Origin of the sequence: Saccharopolyspora halophila (assembly GCF_039531955.1) — a bacterium.
GTDB classification, from domain to species: Bacteria; Actinomycetota; Actinomycetes; order Mycobacteriales; family Pseudonocardiaceae; genus Saccharopolyspora; species Saccharopolyspora halophila.
Window position 1 is genome coordinate 411553 of the sequence record NZ_BAAARA010000001.1, and the last position, 18245, is coordinate 429797.

Annotated in this window: 15 protein-coding genes; 8 read left to right on the forward strand and 7 right to left on the reverse strand. The window is 70.7% G+C overall.

All coding sequences use genetic code 11. The features are described from left to right. Window position 1: 1 nt before the first annotated feature. From ABD289_RS01985 to ABD289_RS02000, 4 genes are all read right to left on the reverse strand, one after another. Window positions 2-256 (reverse strand): exodeoxyribonuclease VII small subunit, encoded by a 255-nt coding sequence (locus ABD289_RS01985; protein ID WP_344125789.1) that lies wholly within the window; start codon window positions 254-256, stop codon window positions 2-4. Continuing rightward, complete coding sequence (locus ABD289_RS01990; RefSeq protein ID WP_344125791.1) at window positions 253-675, reverse strand: hypothetical protein; 423 nt, start codon at window positions 673-675, stop codon at window positions 253-255. The genes ABD289_RS01985 and ABD289_RS01990 overlap by 4 nt, the downstream gene beginning before the upstream one ends. Window positions 676-689: 14 nt before the next feature. After that, on the reverse strand, window positions 690-1892 hold the full coding sequence (gene xseA, locus ABD289_RS01995) for an exodeoxyribonuclease VII large subunit (RefSeq protein WP_344125793.1): 1203 nt from the start codon (window positions 1890-1892) through the stop codon (window positions 690-692). Between the two features lie 170 nt (window positions 1893-2062). Next, window positions 2063-2545, reverse strand: a complete 483-nt coding sequence (locus ABD289_RS02000; protein ID WP_344125795.1) for a lipid droplet-associated protein — start codon at window positions 2543-2545, stop codon at window positions 2063-2065. A gap of 324 nt (window positions 2546-2869) precedes the next feature. Between ABD289_RS02000 and ABD289_RS02005 the strand changes: the two genes are divergently transcribed. Then, window positions 2870-3901: a 4-hydroxy-3-methylbut-2-enyl diphosphate reductase gene (locus ABD289_RS02005; RefSeq protein WP_344125797.1), complete on the forward strand. Its 1032-nt coding sequence runs from the start codon at window positions 2870-2872 to the stop codon at window positions 3899-3901. A gap of 314 nt (window positions 3902-4215) precedes the next feature. Here the strand turns inward: ABD289_RS02005 and ABD289_RS02010 are convergent, their stop codons facing one another. Then, the gene (locus ABD289_RS02010; protein WP_344125799.1) at window positions 4216-5184 is read right to left on the reverse strand and encodes a DUF6542 domain-containing protein; all 969 of its coding nucleotides are present in this window, start codon (window positions 5182-5184) and stop codon (window positions 4216-4218) included. A gap of 237 nt (window positions 5185-5421) precedes the next feature. Here ABD289_RS02010 and ABD289_RS02015 point away from each other — a divergent pair, with 237 nt between their 5' ends. From ABD289_RS02015 to ABD289_RS02030, 4 genes are all read left to right on the forward strand, one after another. Next, a complete protein-coding gene (locus ABD289_RS02015; RefSeq protein WP_344125801.1) occupies window positions 5422-6996 on the forward strand; it encodes a sugar ABC transporter ATP-binding protein in 1575 nt (524 codons plus the stop codon). Then, entirely contained in the window at window positions 6993-8027 is a 1035-nt protein-coding gene (locus tag ABD289_RS02020) for an ABC transporter permease (RefSeq protein ID WP_344125803.1), read from the forward strand. Before ABD289_RS02015 ends, ABD289_RS02020 begins: the two co-directional genes overlap by 4 nt. Window positions 8028-8047: 20 nt before the next feature. Next, a complete protein-coding gene (locus tag ABD289_RS02025; RefSeq protein WP_344125805.1) occupies window positions 8048-9052 on the forward strand; it encodes a substrate-binding domain-containing protein in 1005 nt (334 codons plus the stop codon). Window positions 9053-9537: 485 nt separating this feature from the next. Further along, window positions 9538-11853 carry a glycoside hydrolase family 172 protein gene (locus ABD289_RS02030; RefSeq protein ID WP_344125807.1) on the forward strand — a complete coding sequence of 772 codons (2316 nt, stop codon included), beginning with the start codon at window positions 9538-9540 and terminating at the stop codon, window positions 11851-11853. A 16-nt stretch (window positions 11854-11869) separates the two neighbouring features. On the opposite strand, the gene ABD289_RS02035 is transcribed toward ABD289_RS02030, so the two are convergent. Then, entirely contained in the window at window positions 11870-12862 is a 993-nt protein-coding gene (locus tag ABD289_RS02035) for a LacI family DNA-binding transcriptional regulator (protein ID WP_344125809.1), read from the reverse strand. 178 nt (window positions 12863-13040) lie between these two features. On the opposite strand from ABD289_RS02035, the gene ABD289_RS02040 reads away from it, so the two are divergent. From ABD289_RS02040 to ABD289_RS02050, 3 genes are all read left to right on the forward strand, one after another. Beyond that, window positions 13041-14456: an L-fucose/L-arabinose isomerase family protein gene (locus ABD289_RS02040; protein ID WP_344125811.1), complete on the forward strand. Its 1416-nt coding sequence runs from the start codon at window positions 13041-13043 to the stop codon at window positions 14454-14456. Beyond that, on the forward strand, window positions 14453-15949 hold the full coding sequence (locus ABD289_RS02045) for an FGGY-family carbohydrate kinase (protein WP_344125813.1): 1497 nt from the start codon (window positions 14453-14455) through the stop codon (window positions 15947-15949). The genes ABD289_RS02040 and ABD289_RS02045 overlap by 4 nt, the downstream gene beginning before the upstream one ends. A gap of 69 nt (window positions 15950-16018) precedes the next feature. Next, entirely contained in the window at window positions 16019-16933 is a 915-nt protein-coding gene (locus ABD289_RS02050) for an alpha/beta hydrolase fold domain-containing protein (RefSeq protein WP_344125815.1), read from the forward strand. Window positions 16934-17132: 199 nt separating this feature from the next. Here the strand turns inward: ABD289_RS02050 and ABD289_RS02055 are convergent, their stop codons facing one another. Further along, window positions 17133-18119: a DNA recombination protein RmuC gene (locus ABD289_RS02055; protein WP_425564520.1), complete on the reverse strand. Its 987-nt coding sequence runs from the start codon at window positions 18117-18119 to the stop codon at window positions 17133-17135. Window positions 18120-18245 lie beyond the last annotated feature (126 nt).

The following is an 18245-nucleotide window of genomic DNA, read 5'->3' on the forward strand; positions in this document are numbered from 1 at the left end:
TTCAGGACTCCTGGTCCTCCACCGACGCCAGCGCCCGGTCCACCCGCTCGCGCGCACCCGCGAGGTGGCGCTCGCAGACCGTGGCGAGAGCTTCGCCCTTCTCCCAGAGCGCCAGCGAGTCCTCCAGCGAGAGCCCACCGGCTTCCAGCTGCTTGACGACCTCGGCGAGCTGGTCGCGGGCTGCTTCGTAGCCGAGTTCGGCGACCTCGGGGTGCTCGGCCACCGGGTCGAAGTGGTCGTCCTGCTGCTCGCTCAAGGGGCCGGAGTCTCCATATCGCTGTTCACGGACACCACCGCCGTGGCGACCGCCTGGTCGTAGCCGACGAACGCCTCGGCGAACTCGGCGCCGTCGCCTTCGCGCACCGCGTCGTTGATGCGCAGTTGCGCCTCGGCGACTCTACGTCGGTGGGCCGACACCTCCCACCAGGCCTGGCCGAAGTAGCCCGAAGTCGCATCGGCGAGCGCGCGCAGCCGTCCCGGTAGCTCCCTGCGCTCGACGGACTGGCAGCCACCCAGCAGCGCAGCCCAGCACCCGGCGGCGGTCGCGTCGGCCGCCTCCGCGCAGCGTTGCACCTCGCACGCCTGCTCCGCGGCGTCCTCCGGTCTGTTCGCGGCGTTGCGGGCGACGCCGACGGTGAGCGGGAGGAACGAGGGTTGTTCCTGCTTGGGGTGCACGGTCTTCGTCCTGTTCAGGCTGGTCGGTCGGGTACTTCCGCGTGGATCGCGCCATCGGCGACCCTGACCCGCAGGTGCGTGCCCGGGGGCGCTTCCTCGACGGACCGCACGACGCCGTCGACGGTTCCGTCTCCATCGCCCTCGATGCGCTGCACGATCGCGTATCCACGAGCCAGCGTGGCCGCCGGTCCCAAGGTCGTCAAGCGTGATCTGGTGGCCGACAGCGCGTGCCCTTCCGCGGTGAGCACCGCGGAGACCGCCCGGCGGGAGCGTTCCCGCGCCAGCTCGACCTGCTCGACGCGCTGCTGCAGCGGCCCGTGCGGATCGGCCAGCACCGGCCTGCTGCGCAACTGGTCGAGCAGCCTGCGTTCCCGGTCCACCCAGCCGTGCAGGGCGCGGCGGGCGCGGTCCCGGAGCAGGCCGACGTGCCGGGTCTCCTCGGCCACGTCGGGCACCACCCGCTTGCCCGCGCCGGTCGGCGTGGAGCAGCGCACGTCGGCGACGTGATCCAGCAGCGGTGAATCCGGCTCGTGCCCGATCGCGCTGATCACCGGGGTCCCGCAGGCGGCCACCGCGCGGCACAGCGTCTCGTCGGAGAAGGCCAGCAGGTCCTCGACGCTGCCGCCACCGCGGGCCATCACGATGACCTCGACCTCGGGCATCGCGTCGAGCTCCTGCAGCGCGGGCAGGATCTGCGGCACCGCGCTGGAACCCTGCACGGCCACGTTCCGGATCTCGAAGTCCACGCCGGGCCAGCGCAGCTGCGCGTTGGTGAGCACGTCGTGCTCGGCCGCCGAGGCCCGGCCGGTGATCAGCCCGACGCGGTTGGGCAGGAAGGGCAGCGGGCGCTTGCGCGCCGGGTCGAACAGGCCCTCGGCCTTGAGCAGCTGGCGCAGCCGCTCGATGCGGGCGAGGAGCTCACCGATGCCGACCGCGCGGATCTCGTCGACTCGCAGGCTCAGCGTGCCGCGGCCCATGAAGAAGCTCGGCTTGCCGTGCACCACGACCCGGCTGCCGTCGGTCAGCGGCGGATCCATCTTGCGCAGCATCGCCGAGGCGCAGGTCAACGTCAGCGACACGTCGGCGGAGGGATCGCGCAGCGTCAGGAACGCGGTGCTCGCGCCGGGCCGCGCCGAGATCTGGGTGATCTGCCCCTCCACCCAGATCTTCCCGAGCCGGTTGATCCAGTCGGCGATCTTGCGCGCGACGGTCCGCACCGGCCAAGGTTCCTCGGCACTGGTCGGACCGCTGCTTTCTGCAGAGCTCAGCGCCCCTCCTCATCCGTTCCCGGCCGGATCGTGCGCGGCCGTTGCCTGCGTGACATCGCGCGGTCAGCCTAGCGCCCGATCTCCGCCGGAATCCGATCCTGCCGGTCGGCCGCCCGGGCTCACTCGCCGCGCAACCGGGTGAGGCGATTGCCGAGCATGCGGATGTACTCCGGCCGCTGATCGTGCGACTCCTCGTAGGCCAGGAGGGCTTCGATCTCCTCCTCGCTGAAGCCGCGCAGGCGCCCGCGCAGTTGCGGCAGGGAAAGGTTCGGGTAGTCGCCCAGCACCTCCGGCTCCGCGTCGGGATCGGTCGCCGGCTCGGCCGCGGGCTGCGGCTCGGGAGCCGGATCCGGCTCGGCGAGGTCTTCGTCGAAGGTCGCCCAGGCGGGCTGTTCCTCCGGCCGTTCGAGCGGGGCGAGCGCCTCGTCGCCCTTGATGGCGAGTTCGGTGATGTGCTGCTGGACGCGCATCGATGCCTGCAACGTCTGGCTGGCGAGGGTCACCGGGAGGCCGAGCAGCGTGTTCGGGAGCTTGCGGGCCTGCTCGACGGCGGTGGCCGCCAAGCCTGCGGCGACCCGCACCGGCAAGGGGAGCGACGACATGGCCACAGCCTGCCGCACGAGCGGGCCGGAGGCCATCGCTTCGCCGCGCGGCGACATCGACATCCGGCCGAAGGGAGGCCACCCGTCGGCCGATCGGAGCAGTCGTGCGGCGGCACGCTCCGCGCCACTGCGGCCGGGCCCGCGCAGCGCTTCCGGGGTCGGCCGCGCCACCCGTCGAGGGGACTCCGTCGCCTGTCCCGATCACCCGCCACCACCTGCGAAAACACCCGCCACGTCGGGTAGCCGGGCGGCTCGCTCGAAAGTGACGTGTGATGCCCTACCTTGCGGAAGAGCGCTCGGGGTGGAGTCCGTACCCTTGGAACCATGACGACCACGCCCGAGGCCAGCGACCGCGCCGCCACCGACCCCGTTGATGACGCCGGCCGGACCAAGCGGGTCCTGCTGGCCAAGCCACGTGGGTACTGCGCAGGTGTCGACCGCGCAGTGATCACCGTCGAGAAGGCCCTGGAGACCTACGGTCCGCCGGTCTACGTCCGCAAGGAGATCGTGCACAACCGCCACGTCGTGGACACCCTCACCGAGCGCGGTGTGATCTTCGTCGACGAGACCGACGAGGTGCCCGAGGGCGCTCTCGTGGTCTTCTCCGCGCACGGCGTCTCGCCGAAGGTCCACGAGGAGGCCCAGGAGCGCAACCTGCGCACCATCGACGCCACCTGCCCGCTGGTGACGAAGGTGCACAAGGAGGTCAACCGCTTCGCGCGCGACGACTACGACATCCTGCTGATCGGCCACGAGGGCCACGAAGAGGTCGAGGGCACCGCCGGTGAGGCGCCCGAGCGGGTGCAGCTGGTGGACAAGCCCGAGGACGTCGACAAGGTGAACGTCCGCGACCCCAACAAGGTCGTCTGGCTGTCGCAGACCACGCTGAGCGTCGACGAGACCATGGAGCGGGTCAACCAGCTCAAGGGCCGGATCCCGGATCTGCAGGCCCCGCCGAGCGACGACATCTGCTACGCCACCTCCAACCGGCAGGACGCGGTCAAGGCGATGGCCGCCGAGTGCGACCTGGTGATCGTGGTCGGTTCGCAGAACTCCTCGAACTCCAAGCGGCTGGTCGAGGTCGCCCTGCAGGCGGGCGCCACCGACTCGCACCTGATCGACTACGCCGAACAGCTCGAGGACTCCTGGCTGGAGGGCGTCGGCACGGTCGGCGTGACCAGCGGCGCGTCGGTCCCGGACGTGCTGGTGTTCCAGGTGCTCGACCACCTCGCCGAGCGCGGCTGGACCGATGTCGACGAGGTCACCACGGCCAACGAGAAGGTGACGTTCGCGCTGCCGCGAGAACTGCGCAAGGACCTCGACGAGAACCCGAACGGCCCCAAGGGCGTCCGCTGACTCCCGGGTTTCCGACCTTCTGGGCTCGTTCCGCTGGCCGGTGCGGGCAGGACACCTGACGCGCGCGGCTTCGGAATCCGCTCCTCGAGCAGCGGCCACGTGCCCGGCTTGCCCGTCGGCCCCGCCTTGCGTGGGTGGTGACAGTTTTGCCTATAACTGTCCGGACGTTTCGGGCGCAGGGGGTCCACAGTTTTAGGCAAAACTGTCACGTGGGCCGCCGCGCGCGTTGCTGAGCCGGGCTCTCGGGTTCGCCGTTGGGCTCGTGTGGTCCATGAGAAAGGCCCGTGGAACTTCCACGGGCCTTCTCTTCGTCTTCAGCGGGGGCGGCGGGGACCGCTCGGCGGGGGTTCCGGTGGGCGCGGTCGGCCCGGGTTCTGCCGGGGTGGGGCCGGGCCTCGGCGCGGGGGCGGGGCGCCGCGCTGATCAGCCGGGCGCGGGTGTCCGGACGGCTTGGAGGCTCCACCGCTGTTGGTGCGTCCCGGCGGGGTGGCTGGCTTCGGACGCCCCTCGCCGCGAGACTGCGCGTTGCCGCGAGGTCCGCTGCCGCGGGGGGCCTCACCGCGGGGTTGGGAACCGCGCGGCTTGCGGCCCTCCGGCGCGCTCTTGCGGCTCTCCGGGGCGCGCTCCTTGGCAGCGCTCTTGCGCTCCTTGCGCTCCTTGCGCTCCTTGGGGTCCTTGGAACCTTTGGGATTCTTGGGCTCCTTGGCCCCGCCCTTCCGGGCCGAACCGCGCTCCGGCGCGCTCGCGGGCTTGCGCGAAACCGGCCGCTGCTTGCGGGTCTTGGCCTCGGGATCGATGGCTTCCGGGTCCAGTGCTGTCACCGGCGCCCTTTGCGTCACGAAAACCCGAATCAGCCCGATTCCCAAGGTTACTGCGGAAGCCCCGGCCATGATCGGGAAACTCGTGATCAGCGGTCGTGCGATCGCGAGCGCCTGGCCCGCCAGTCCGCCGCCACCGCCGCCGCCAGCACCGCTGATCAGCACGAGCACCGGAACGACGACGCCCAGAACCAGCGGCGGCTGCACCATCGGGCCGAACACTCTGGTGCGCTTGACGGTCAGCACGGCGGCCAGGGAGCCGAGGAAGAACAGGATCTTGAACAGGATTCCCGGCTGTCCCCAGATGAGGATGTCGGCGATGGCGCCGATCGCGGTCGGAGCTGCAGCCGCCAGAATCGCGCCCCACAGGGGAATGCCGTAGGGGCCGAAGGCGGAACGGTCCGAGAAGTCGTCCGTCCCGCGGCCGGTGGGGGAAGCGCTCTGGCTCGCGCGGGTCGCGGTCACAACCCAACGGTAACGGTCGAGCGGCGGACGCGAAGAACCTCTTCCGCTGCGATCGCCGTGCAGCACGTCGGGTCATGGCGCCGGTGCGACGTGCCGTGATGCTTTCGCGGTGCTTACACAACCGAACGGATGGCATGTAGCCCGTCCAGGGGTGTGACTCTTGACACAACGAACGCCCCGCTTTAGCGTCCGAGCAATCGTTTTCTCGCGTCGCGAGCGGCGAGTTGGGGGTCGGTTATGGGCGCGGCGCCACCACTGATCGAGATGACCGGCATCGTCAAGCGCTACGGCGGTGTCCTGGCCTGCGATGGCGTCGATCTGACCCTCCGGGCCGGCGAGGTGCACGCCTTGCTCGGCGAGAACGGTGCGGGCAAGTCGACGTTGATGAAGATCCTCTCCGGCGACGTCGCCGATCACGCGGGCGAGATATCCATCGAGGGTCATCCGGCCCAGTTCGCCAAACCGGCTGATGCCCAGCAGGCCGGAATCGCCATGATTCACCAGGAATTGGACCTGGTGCCCGGTTTGAGCGTCGCGGAAAACCTGCATCTCGGGCGAGAGCCGCGAACCCGGCTGGGCACTGTGGACCGTCGCGCGATGGCGGCCCGCACCCGCGAGCTGCTGACTCGCACCGGCATCGACATCGACCCGGCGCGGCCGGTCGGCGCGCTGCGGGTCGGCGAGCAGCAGCTTGTAACCATCGCTCGCGCGCTGCTGCTGGAAGCTCGCGTGCTGATCATGGACGAACCGACTTCCGCGCTGTCCACAGCGGAGGTCGAGCGCCTGTTCGGGGTCATCGGCGAACTGCGCAGAGGCGGCACCGGCATCGTCTACATCTCGCACCGGATGGATGAGATCGGCCAGGTGGCCGACCGGGCCACCGTGCTGCGCAACGGACGCAAGGTCGCGGAGTTCGACGCCAAGGAGATGACCGCCGAACAGGCGGCCGAGGCGATGGTGGGTCATGCGGTGCGAAACCGATTCCCGGGCGGCGCTGAGGTCGGCGAGGACCTGCTGAACGTGCGAGGGCTCGTGGTCCACCCGCGCCGCCCGCGGGTGGGACGCCGCGAACCCGGCGGCGTGGATCTGACCGTGCGCCGCGGCGAGATCGTCGGGCTGTGCGGGTTGCTGGGCTCCGGCCGCACCGAACTGCTCGAAGCCCTGTTCGGCGCTGGTCCGCCGGGGGCGTGGGAGGGCGAGGTGCTGCTGGACGGGCGTCCGGTGCGACCGGGGGGTCCGCGCCGTGCGCTCAACCAGGGCATCGCCTTCGTCCCGGAGGACCGGCGCGGCTCCGGCCTGGTGCTGGAGCACTCGGTGCTGGCCAACACCGTGCTGTCGGTGCTGGGCAAGCTCGGGGTGGCCGGCTTGGTGCGGCGCCGCGCGGAGGTCGGTGCGACCGCGCGCAGCGTGGAGCGGCTCAAGGTCAAGCTCGGCAGGATGACCGACCCGGTCGGGACGCTCTCCGGTGGCAATCAGCAGAAGGTGGTCTTCGGCCGGATGCTGCTGACCGAACCGCGGCTGCTGCTGCTCGACGATCCGACCCGCGGCGTGGACATCGGGGCGAAGGCCGAGATCTACCAGCTGCTCGGCGAGATCGCCGAACGCGGAATCGGCGTGCTGCTGGCCTCTTCCGAATTGCCCGAGCTGGTCGGCGCCTGTCACCGGGTGGTGGTGCTGCGGGGTGGTCGCAGCGTCGCCGAGTTCGACACCTCCGCGGCCGGCGAGGCGGAGCTGCTCGCCGCGGCCATGGGCGAGGCGCAGTCCGATGTGGATGATCGGGCGGCCGAGGGCGCCCGGGGAGGTGCGCGTTGAGCAACGAGGTGCAGCAGCGAACCGAGCCCGCGGGCGACGGGTCGAACAAGCGGGCCAACACCGTCGAGAACCTGTTCCGGTTCCAGAGCTTCTTCGGCCTGGTCGCGGTGTTCTTGGCCGCGGTGATCTTCTCGCCCCGCAGCGACGGCGAGATCCTGTTCCTGACCAGCGACAACCTGTTCAACATCGTGCGAGCGGTCTCCGAGATCGGGATCATCGCGATCGGGCTGACCTTCGTCATCCTGATCGGCGGCATCGACCTGTCGGTCGGGTCCGTGCTCGGGCTGGCGGCGGTCGGTTCGGCGGTGCTGATGGTCCGCGACGACCAGAGCGTCTTGCTGGCGGTCGTGCTGGTGCTGCTGGCCGGGACCGCGTTCGGGATGCTGCAGGGCTCGGCGGTGGCGCTGCTGGGAGTGCAGGCGTTCATCGTCACGCTCGCGGGCCTGCAGATCGCGCGCGGCTTGGCGCGCATGTGGTCCGGCGGTGAGACGGTGCAGATCTCCTACGGCGACGGGCCCGATCGAGCGCCGATGCTGTTCTCCTTGCTGGGCGAGCGCACCTTCGGCGGTGTGGTCCCGATCCCGGCGCTGATCTTCGCGGTGGTCGCGGTGATCGCGGTGCTGTTCCTGCGCTCCAGCGCCTACTCCCGGCACCTCTACGCCATCGGCGGCAACGAGAAGGCCGCGCGGTTGTCGGGTGTTCCGGTGCATCGCACCAAGATCATCGCCTTCGCCATCGCCGGGTTCTGCGCGGCGCTGGCCGGAATCGTGCACGCCGGGCAGCTCAACGCGGGCAGCCCCAACGACGGCACGGCCTACGAGCTCGACGGCATCGCCGCGGTGGTCGTGGGCGGTACCAGCCTGGCGGGTGGTCGCGGATCGGTGATCGGAACCATCGCGGGTGCCCTGCTGCTGGGCATCCTCAACAACATCCTGAGCCTCAACAGCGTCAACACCGACCTGCAACTGCTGATCAAAGGTCTGGTGATCGTCGCGGCGGCGGCGCTGCAGCGCCTGCGACCGACGTCGTGAAACGTCCGGGAGGGAGCACGATGTACAAGACGACGAAGTCTCTGGTCGCCCTCGCCTGCGCCGCGGTCGCGTTCGCCGCCGCTGGTTGCGGGACCACGAGCGAGAACACCGGCGCCGCGCAGCCGCAGGATCCGACGGCCAACTGCGAGGGGCCGGAGGGCAACTACACGATCGGGATGAGCCAGGCGAACCTCGCCGAGCCCTACCGGGTGCGGATGGACGAGGACATCCGCAAGGCGGCGGCCGAGATCCCGCAGCTGGACGTGCAGTTCTCCGATGCGGCCAAGGACAACTCGCAGCAGGTCAACGACGTGGAGAACTTCATCACCAAGCAGGTCGACCTGTTGATGATCTCGCCGAACGAGGCGGCTCCGCTGACCGATGTGGTGCGCAAGGCCTACAACCAGGGAATTCCGGTGGTGGTGCTGGACCGCAAGGTCAACGGCGAGGCCTACACGACCTACATCGGTGCGGACAACGTCGCGATCGGTCGTCAGGCCGGGGAGTACTTCAAGAACACGCTGCTGCCGGAGGGCGGCAAGATCGCGCAGATCAAGGGCCTGTCCGGTTCCACGCCCGCCGCGGAGCGGGAGAAGGGCTTCAAGCAGGGCATCGAGGGGTCCGGCATCGAGATCGTGGCCAGCGCGGACGGCGAGTGGGAGCGCTCGGTGGGGCAGCAGAAGATGGACGCGCTGCTCAAGTCTCACCCGGAGATCCAGGCCGTGTACGCGCAGAACGACCCGATGGCCGAGGGCGCCTGGCTGGCCGCCCAGTCCGCGGGTCGCGACGACCTGAAGTTCGTCGGCATCGACGGGCTGCCGATCCCGTCCGGCGGCATCAAGGCCGTGGAGGCGGGCAGGCTCGCCGCCACCAACGTCTACCCGACCGGTGGTCGGCAGGCCGTGGACACGGCCAAGAAGCTGCTCGTGGATTGCCAGCAGGTGCCGAAGAAGCAGACGTTGCGGACCGAGCTGGTCACCGAGGAGAACGCCGGCGAGGTCTACGCCCGGCTGAACCAGCGCTGAATTCCTGAGCCGAGTTGGGAGTTGTCCTAGTTCGCGGTTCGCGCGGCGGCTGTCCTCGCCCGCACCGCAGGTGACTGCCGCCGCACGCTGAAGGGAAGCTCCTAGCGACGAACATCATGGCCCGATCGGCATCCGGTCGATCGGGCCATGATTCGCGCGGTGCCGCGCGGAAAAATGCGTCCGCGCTGTTTCGATACACCGACATTCGGCCGAATTCCGGCAGCCGGAAGTGAAAACACCTGGTTGGCGGCTGTGTTCGCGCCACACGTCGGAGACCATCTCATTGAGTGAATTCGCAAAGCGGCTTCGGCGCGCGAGCGTTCGCGTGGTTGCCGACGGAACGATCACTTCTTACCCTTCGCCTATCGCACGTGATCTCGACGTTCGAGTTCTCGAGGTTTCCGCTCGAAATTCCGCCAATTCGCAACGGGCAGCATTTTTGTCTGCTGTGGACAGCGCCATGTCCGCAGGGGAGGGCGATCACCATGACAGACCGCTCCGCAATCTCGCAGGGCCGGCGCGGCACGCTCCGGCTGGCTGCCTGTCTCGGCGTGTTCTCGCTGGCCGCGGCCTCCGTGGTCGCCGATGCCGGTTTCTCCGGGGCGCGCGCCCACGCGCAGGCGCCCGGACCGTCCAAGGGGCCCGTCGGTTGGGACGCCTACCGCGACTTCGGCGCCATGCCGCAGTTGCGCGGCGGCGAGCAGTCGCGGCAGTTCTCCAGCTACGACCGCAGCGGTGGGAACGACGACGGGTTCAACGGAACCTACTCGTGCCTGAGCGAGAGCGAGCGCGGTTGCGTGATCGCCGAGCACGACGGACCCGGCGAGATCTCCTCGATCTGGAGCACCCGGGAGCCGATGGGCGACGTCACCGCCACCGGCAACATCGTCGTCGAGCTGGACGGGAGGGTGGTGCTGGACGCGCCGCTGATCGACGTGGTCAGCGGCCGCGTGGGCGGGCCGTTCCAGTGGCCGCTGGTCGGCAACCCCGAGGACGCCGCGGGTGGCGTGGTGATCAAAGTCCCGATGCCCTACCGCGAATCGATGCGCGTGACGGTGACCAACAACCCGTACTTCTACCACGTGGATTACCGGGCGTTCCCGGACGCGGAGGGCGTGCCGACCTTCGACCCGAACGACCCGGCCGCGGACGTGCTGGAGAAGATGCGCGCCTTCGGCGTCGCCGACCCCAAGACCGGCAGCGGCGGGACGCCGGTGCGACGGGACTTCGACCTGGCACCGGGTGCGGCGACCACGGTCGCGGATCTGTCCGGTCCCGCGCGGATCAACCGGTTGCGGCTGCGGCTGCCGCAGGTGGTTCCGGCTCCGCAGGTCGTCGACGACGGTCGCGCCTACGGTGCGGGCGGGGGAAGCAGCTTCCGGATGCGGATCGATCCGAACAACGAGGGCGTTCGGCTGATCCGGCGGTTCGACCCGCAGGTGGCCGACCAGGTCGCCGCGGTCGCCGTCAACGGCGTGCCGGTCGGCGAGTGGCGCAGCGGCCCGGAGCGGCCCGGCGAGTGGGGCGTGCAGATCATCGACGTGCCACCGGAACTCACCGAGGGCCGGAGCTCGATCGAGGTGACCAACCGGTTCGTGTCGTCCTCGTTGGACGTCAACGAGTTCCGCTACGACGTGCAGAGTCTCGTCGGCGGCGACTGGGAGCGCACCGACGTGCTCGACCTGGGGCCGAGTCATCCGGGAGAGGAGAGCGCGCACGGCTACACCATCGACAACCCGGTCTTCGAGCGCTGGAAGCTCTCCGGTCGCTACCCGCACGACCCGGCGCGGGTAGCGCGCTCCGACGAGGTGCTGTCCACGGTGCGGCTGCGCATCACCTTCGATGATCAGACCACTGTGGACGCGCCGATCGGCGAGTTCTTCGGTTCCGGGCTCGGCGAGCACGACGTGCGCACCATGATGAGCTCGATCGACCCGGGTCTGAACGGCTGGTACACCGCCTGGTGGCCGATGCCGTTCGAGCGCGCCGCCGAGGTCGAGATCGTCAACGGGGGCGGCGTGCCGATCTCCGGCGCCACCGCCGAGGTCGTCGCCGGGCCCGGTGGGCCGGGCCCGAACGACGGGCTGTTCCACGCGACGCACAAGCGCGGCACGACCGTGCCGGGGCAGGACTGGAACTTCCTGGACACCGGTGGTGCGGGCACGTTCTACGGCGTGACGCACACGATGCGCGGCAAGATCCCGCTCGACGCCACGCGTTCCAGCGCGCTGCCGCACTCCGTGCGGGCGCAGGCCGCCAACCCGCGGAACTACCTGGAGGGTGACGAGCGCTTCTACGTCGACGGCGCGGAGGAACCGGCCTGGTACGGCACCGGCACCGAGGACTTCTACGAGTCCGGCTGGTACTTCCGCTTCGGCACCACGTTCTCCATGCCGCAGGCGGGCAACCCGGCGCACGAGATCAACCAGGACGGTTGCGAGTTCGACTGCACCGGCGCGTACCGGTTGATGCTCGGCGAGGCGGTCTCCTTCCGCACCGGACTGCGCGCCGGGATCGAGCACGGACCGGCCAACGACGAGCGCGGCGACTACAGCTCCACCGCCTACTGGTACGGCGCCCCGAGCGGCGGCGGTCTTCCGCTGCCGGAGCGGCGGCCCGGCCCCGAGGTGCCTCCATCGCTGCCGCCCGCGCCGGAGCCGCCCGCCGAACCGCCGTCGGCGCCGGTGCCCACGACTCCGGAGACGCCGCCGTCCCCGCCGGGTGAGCAGCTGCCCTCCGAGGAGCCCGCTCCGACCACGCAGCCGACCGGCGACGATCTGCTCGACATCCCCGGGACCTGAGCCGCCCGGGGGCCGCTCAGCGGGTCGTGCTGCCCCGGACGACGAGTTTGGCCGACAGGGTCTGGGTGGTCGGCGGCTCGCCGGGTGCGGTGAGCCGATCGAGGAGCAGCTGCGCCGCCACGGCGCCCATGTCGTAGGCGGGCTGGGCGACCACCGTCAGCGGCGGATCCAGCAGCGTCGTCCACGGGGCGTCGTCGAAGGCCACCACGCCGATGTCGCGTCCCGGGCGCAGGCCCAGGTCGGCGAGGGTCTGCAGCACGCCGACGGCCATCACGTTGTTGGCGACCAGCAGCGCGTCCGGCGGATCGGGGCGGTCCAGCAGGGAGCGGGCGGACTGCCGCGCGCCCTCGGCCTTGAACCGGGAGCGGCGGACCAGCGTCGTCGAGCCCGGCAGCTCGGCCGAGCGCAACCCGTCGCGGTAGCCGGCCAGGCGTTCGTCGGCCGTGAGTATCCCGCTCGGTCCGGGCAGGCACCCGATGCGCCGATATCCCCGCCGGGCCAGGTGCAGGGTCGCCTCCTCGGCGGCGAGCCGGTTGTCCAGCAGCACGGTGTCGCTGGTGCGCTCCGGCAGCGGCCGGTCCACGGCCACCACCGGGGTGGTGTTGCGGTCCAGCAGTTCGGTGGTGTCGGTGTTGCCGGTGGGCGAGAGCAGCACGCCGGCGACCCGCTCCTGCAGCGCCACGTCGACGTACTCGCGCTCCTTGTCGGGCTCGTCGTCGGAGTTGCACAGCACCAGCGAGTACCCGGCCGCGTGGGCCACGTCCTCCACGCCGCGCGCGATCGCTGTGAAGAACGGGTTCTCCACGTCGGAGATGATCAGGGCGAGCACCGCGGTTTCCTGTTTTCGCAGGTTGCGGGCGGGGCCGTTGGGGCGGTACCCGAGCTCCTCGGCGGCCGCGACCACCCGTGCGGACAGTTCCGGGTCGACGGTCGCCTTGCCGTTGAGCGCGCGGGAGACCGTCGCGGTCGACACCCCGGCGAGCGTCGCCACATCGCTGATCGTCGCCACGGTTCCTCCCCTTCGCCCGCTGGCCGAGTGATGGTCCCTCGTTCGCCTTGACAGCCCTCGTGAGGCCAGAATAGCGTTCGAGAAAACGATTGCTCGAGTGGGTTTCGCCGCTCGGACAGATTCACCGCCGGTTCCGCGCGCAGTCAACGCCGCCTGTCGAAGCGAACTTGGAGGAACTGTGGCTCGCATCGGTGTCGTCAGCATTTCCGACGGGCGCGGTCACGTGCACGCCCGCAACGCCTCCTTCATCCAGTCCAAACAGGACGCACTGGTCGCTTCGCTGCGCGCCGCGGGGCACGAGGTGGTCGTCGGCCGCGAGCTCGTCGCCACCAACGACCTGGCCGTCTCGGTCGCCCGCGAGGTCGCCGCGGCCGATGTCGACGTCACGGTGCTCTACTACGCGGTCTGGTCGTTCCCGCACTTCACGATGCTGGCCGCCGACGCGACCCGCAGCCCGCTGGTGCTCGTGGCCTCCACCGATCCCACCGAGCCCGGCCTCGTCGGCATGCTCGCCGCCGGTGGTGCGCTGGACCAGATCGGCCGCGAGCACGCCCGCGCCTGGGGCGCGCCCGACGATCCCGAGCTGGCCGCCGCGATCGGCGTGCACGCGAAGGCCTCGGCCGCGGTCTCCTCGCTGCGCGGATCCACCTTCGGCCGGTTCGGCGGCCGGCCGATGGGCATGAACACCGCGGTGGCCAACACCGATCAGTGGATGCGCCTGTTCGGCATCGACGTCGAGGAGATCGACCAGTACGAGCTGGTGCTGCGCGCCGACAAGGCCGACCCGGCCGAGGCGCGCAAGGCCCGCGAGTGGCTCGAGCGCAACACCGCCGGGGTGCACTACGACGGCGACAAGCTCACGCCCGAGCTGCTGGAGCGCCAGATCCGCTCCTACCTGGCGATCCGGGACATCATCGAGGAGCGAAACCTGGACTTCTCCGGGATCAAGGCGCAACCCGAACTCACCGAGAACTTCGCGACCATGGACGTCACCGAGGCGTTCCTGAACGACCCGTACGACTGGAACGGGCCGAAGGAGACGCACGTGACCGCCACCGAGGCGGACATGGACGGCGCGCTGACCATGCAGCTGTTCAAGCAGCTCTCCGGAACCCCGGTGCTGTTCGCCGACGTGCGGCACTACCACGCCGACCGCGACATCTGGGACCTGTGCAACTCCGGCCAGCACGCCACCTGGTTCGCCGCGCGCAGCGACGATCCGGCGGAGAACCTGGCGCACGTCAACCTCCACCCGGAGGTGTTCTTCTTCCCGGCGGGCGGTGCCTCGGTGCAGCACATCGCGGCTCCCGGCGAGATGACGCTGGGCCGGTTGACCAGGAAGAGCGGCGAGTACCGGCTGCAGCTGATGCTCGGCGAGTTCGAGAACTACGACGCGGCGACGAACGAGGAGCTCGTGGCGCAGTCCACTCCGGAGTGGCCGCACGCCTTCGCGCGGTTGGACGCGCCGGGCGAGGTGTTCCTGTCCGAGTTCGGGGCCAACCACATCCACGCGATCCCCGGCGACCACCGGGCCGAGCTGCGCGCGGTCTGCGACCAGCTCGGCATCCGGCTCGACGAGTGGAGCCGAGGGTGAGCGCCGGCGCCCTGCTGGGCATCGACATCGGCACCGCCAGCTCGAAGGGAGTGCTGGTAGGCACCGACGGCCGGGTCATCGCCCGCGCCGCGCGGCCGCACCACACCTCGCAACCGCATCCGGGCTGGGTGGAGCACGACGCGGAGTCGGTGTGGTGGGCTGATTTCCTGGCGTTGACGAGGGAATTGCTTCCCGCGGCGGAGGGTTTCGAGCTGGCGGGCATCGGCGTCAGCGGTATCGGACCGACGCTGCTTCCCGCGACCGCTGCGGGAAAACCGCTGCGCCCGGCGATCCTCTACGGCGTGGACACCCGATCCACCGCCGAGATCGACGAACTCACCGACGAGCTCGGTGCCGAGGCGATCCTCGACCGCGGCGGCTCGGCGCTGTCCAGCCAGGCCGTGGGGCCGAAGATCCGGTGGCTGGCCAAGAACGAGCCGGAGACATACCGGCGCACCGAGATGCTGCTGATGTGCAGCTCGTACCTGGTGCACCGGCTCACCGGGCGCTACGTCCTCGATCACCACTCGGCCAGCCAGGTCGACCCGCTCTACGACCTGCGCGCCCGCGACTGGGCGCACGACCTCGCGGGCGCGGTGGCGCCCGGCCTGCCGCTGCCCGAACTCGCCTGGCCCACCGAGGTCGTCGGCCGGGTCGGCGCCGACGCCGCTCGGGAAACCGGTCTGCCGCAGGGGCTTCCGGTCACGGCGGGCACCGTTGACGCGTGGGCCGAGTCCGCGAGCGTGGGCGTGCGCGATCCGGGTGACGTGATGCTGATGTACGGCACCACGATGTTCTTCGTCGAAGTCCTCGATGAGATCCGGCCGCACCCGGCCCTGTGGGGCACCTGCGGCGCCTACCCGGACACCTACACCCTGGCTGCGGGCATGGCGACCTCCGGTGCGGTCACCGACTGGCTGCGCGGGCTCGTGGAGGGCGACTTCGCGCAGCTGGTCAGCGAGGCGGGAGCGGTGCCAGCCGGTTCGCGCGGATTGCTGCTGCTGCCGTACTTCGCGGGCGAGCGCACGCCGATCCTCGATCCGGACGCCAGGGGTGCACTGGTCGGACTCACCCTCGAGCACGGCCGCGCCGAGCTGTACCGGGCGGCGCTGGAGGGCATCGGGTACGGCGTGCGGCACAACCTCGAGGCGATGGCGCGAGCGGGCGGTACGACCCGGCGGCTGGTCGCGGTCGGCGGCGGTACCCAGGGCGGGCTGTGGACGCAGATCGTCTCCGACATCACCGGCGAGGAGCAGCAGATCCCGGCCGAGACGGTCGGGGCGGCCTACGGCGATGCGCTGCTGGCCGGTGTCGGTACGGGCGCTGCCGAGGACCCGGACCGCTGGAACCCGATCGTGGGCACGGTGCAGCCGAACGCGGCCAACCTCGAGCGCTACGACACCTACTTCGAGCACTACCGCGAGCTCTACGAGTCCACCAAGCGCACCGCGCACTTCCTCGCCGGCGAGCAGCGCGCCGCCGACCGCTGCTGATCCCGGGTGCCCGCGTCGCGGAATTGCTAGTCTCACTCCTTCGAGTGGACTTGGTCGCGGGGAGGGGCAATGGTGCGGCGCATGCTGGCCGCAGGGCTGGCGCTGGTGGCTCTCGTCGCGACCGGTTGCTCGCCGGAGTCCGAGGCCGAATCCCCGGTGCAGGTCGGCCGCGATCTCGGCGCGTCCCAGGTGCTGCGGCAGCGGGTCTTCGCCGAGCGCGAGACCGGGGACCTGCGGCTGGACCTGTTCCTGCCCGACCACGACCGGCCCGCCCCGCTCGTGGTCTACGCGCACGGCGGTGGCTGGAACGCGGGCGAGCGGACCCTGCGCCCGGGAACGCCCGAGGGCTCGGCCGCCCGGGCGCTGCTGACCGCGGGCTACGCGGTCGCCACCGTGGACTACCGGCTCAGCGGCGCGGCTCGCCACCCGGCGCAGCTGCGCGACGTCGCCGAGGCGGTTCGCTGGTTGCAGGGCAAGGCGACCGACCTCGGCGTGGATCCCGATCGGCTGGCGTTGTGGGGCGCTTCGGCGGGTGGCCACCTGGTGTCCCAGCTCGGTGCGGTGACCGGGGATCCGGCGCAGCCCGGCGGTGGTCTGACCGGTGTCCGCGCGGTCCTCAACTGGTTCGGTCCCACCGACATGCGGGCCGAGGTCCAGCGCGCCCATCCCCGGATGCGTCCGTACGCCCGAGCGGCGGTCACCGAGCTCCTCGGCTGCGCCCCGGTGGAGTGCCCGCAGCGGGCGGCGGCGGCCAGCCCGGTCACCCACCTCTCGGGTGACGAACCGCCGTTCCTGATCCAGCAGGGCACGGCCGATTCGCTGGTGCCCGTGGGCGAAACCTTCGACTTCGCGGCCGAGCTCCGTCGCCGGAACGTCCCGGTCGAACTGCACCCCTACGAAGGCCTCGACCACGGCTTCGCCAAGGCCGAGAACCCGGAGACGATCACGAAAACCCTGGTGGCCTACGTCAAAACCCACGTCTGACCCGGTAGATCCGCTGCTCCGCGCGCGTTCCGCGCGGCGACGCGGGCCGCTGCTCAGGTGGTCGGATTGCTCGTCGGCCGCACCTTGCGTGGCTGGTGACAGTTTTGCCTAAAACTGTGAGCCCTCGGTGCCCGCAATCTCCGCGCAGTTTTAGGCAAAACTGTCGGGTGACTTGCCGCACGCGGTGTCGGGGCGGGGTCTAGGCGTAGTTGTTGAGGCCGGGTTCTGCTGCGCTGTTGCCGTTTTCGGTGGGGGCCGTGCCGAGGGAGGCGTCGTCCTCGCGGCGGACCGTACCGGTCTCGCCCGAGCTGGCCGCCTCGGCGAGCGGCTGGACGGTGGCCTGGAACGTCTCCAGCGCGTCCAGCTCCCTGCGGCGCGCGGACACGAAGCGCTGCAGGTGCGTGCTGGAGAGGTTGACCGCCTCGATGGCCCCGGCCGCGGCGCGCTGGGCGCGGACCGACTGACCGCGGATCTGCTCGATGTCCTCGGCGATGGTGCGCTCGGTCGCGGCGAACATCGCCGCCGAGGCCAGCACCGCGAAGCCCGTTGGCCCGCAGAGGAACACCCGCTTGCCCAGCAGCCAGGACAGCAGCTGCGGATCGGTGTCCAGCGCGGCGACGACCGCCGCGTCGGAGGGCACGAACATGATCGAGCCGTAGATCGCGTCCGCCCACCGCTGGTAGCCCTTGCCGGAGAGCTCGGTGGCCCGGGAGCGGATGTTGCGCACGTGCACCCGCAGCGCGTCGCGGCGCTCCTCGGGGTCGTCGGTGTCCATCGCCTCGGCCCAGACGGCGAGGCTCGCCTTCGCGTCGACCGGTACCTGCCTGCCGCCGCCGACGTTGAGCACCATGTCGGGTCGCGCGGCGCCGCCGCCGGCCAGGTCGGTCTGCAGCGCGAAGTGCACGCCCTCGCGCAACCCCAGCGACCGCGCGGTCTCCACCAGCACCTGCTCGCCGAGCTCGCCCCGCCCGGTGATCGAGGCGAACGCCACCTCGTAGCGCCGCAGCTTGGCCTGCTGCGCGGTGGTGCGGGCGCGCTCGGCCTCCACCATGCGGAGCGCCTCGTCGGCGCGCTTCGCGCTGTCGGTGTACAGCCGCCAGATCAGCACCAGCGCCGCCGCGCACAGCAGGATCAGCACGACGACGAACCCGATCAGCAAACCGGTCCCCACACTTCCTCCAACCATTGCGACCCACCGGCATCATCGCCGAGACGCCCGACAAGATCACGAACCCGCGCCGGAGCGGGGAGTCGCGGCGATGCACGCGCCCGGTGCCGGGGAGGCCACGCGGCGCAGCGGGACTGTGCGACA

Bases quoted from the DNA above. Each gene is read 5' to 3' on its own strand.
- ABD289_RS02000 (WP_344125795.1), bottom strand. From the start codon at position 2,545: ATGTCGTCGCTCCCCTTGCCGGTGCGGGTCGCCGCAGGCTTGGCGGCC.
- ABD289_RS02005 (WP_344125797.1), top strand. From the start codon at position 2,870: ATGACGACCACGCCCGAGGCCAGCGACCGCGCCGCCACCGACCCCGTT.
- ABD289_RS02015 (WP_344125801.1), top strand. From the start codon at position 5,422: ATGGGCGCGGCGCCACCACTGATCGAGATGACCGGCATCGTCAAGCGC.
- ABD289_RS02025 (WP_344125805.1), top strand. From the start codon at position 8,048: ATGTACAAGACGACGAAGTCTCTGGTCGCCCTCGCCTGCGCCGCGGTC.
- ABD289_RS02030 (WP_344125807.1), top strand. From the start codon at position 9,538: ATGACAGACCGCTCCGCAATCTCGCAGGGCCGGCGCGGCACGCTCCGG.
- ABD289_RS02050 (WP_344125815.1), top strand. From the start codon at position 16,019: ATGGTGCGGCGCATGCTGGCCGCAGGGCTGGCGCTGGTGGCTCTCGTC.
- ABD289_RS02055 (WP_425564520.1), bottom strand. From the start codon at position 18,119: ATGGTTGGAGGAAGTGTGGGGACCGGTTTGCTGATCGGGTTCGTCGTC.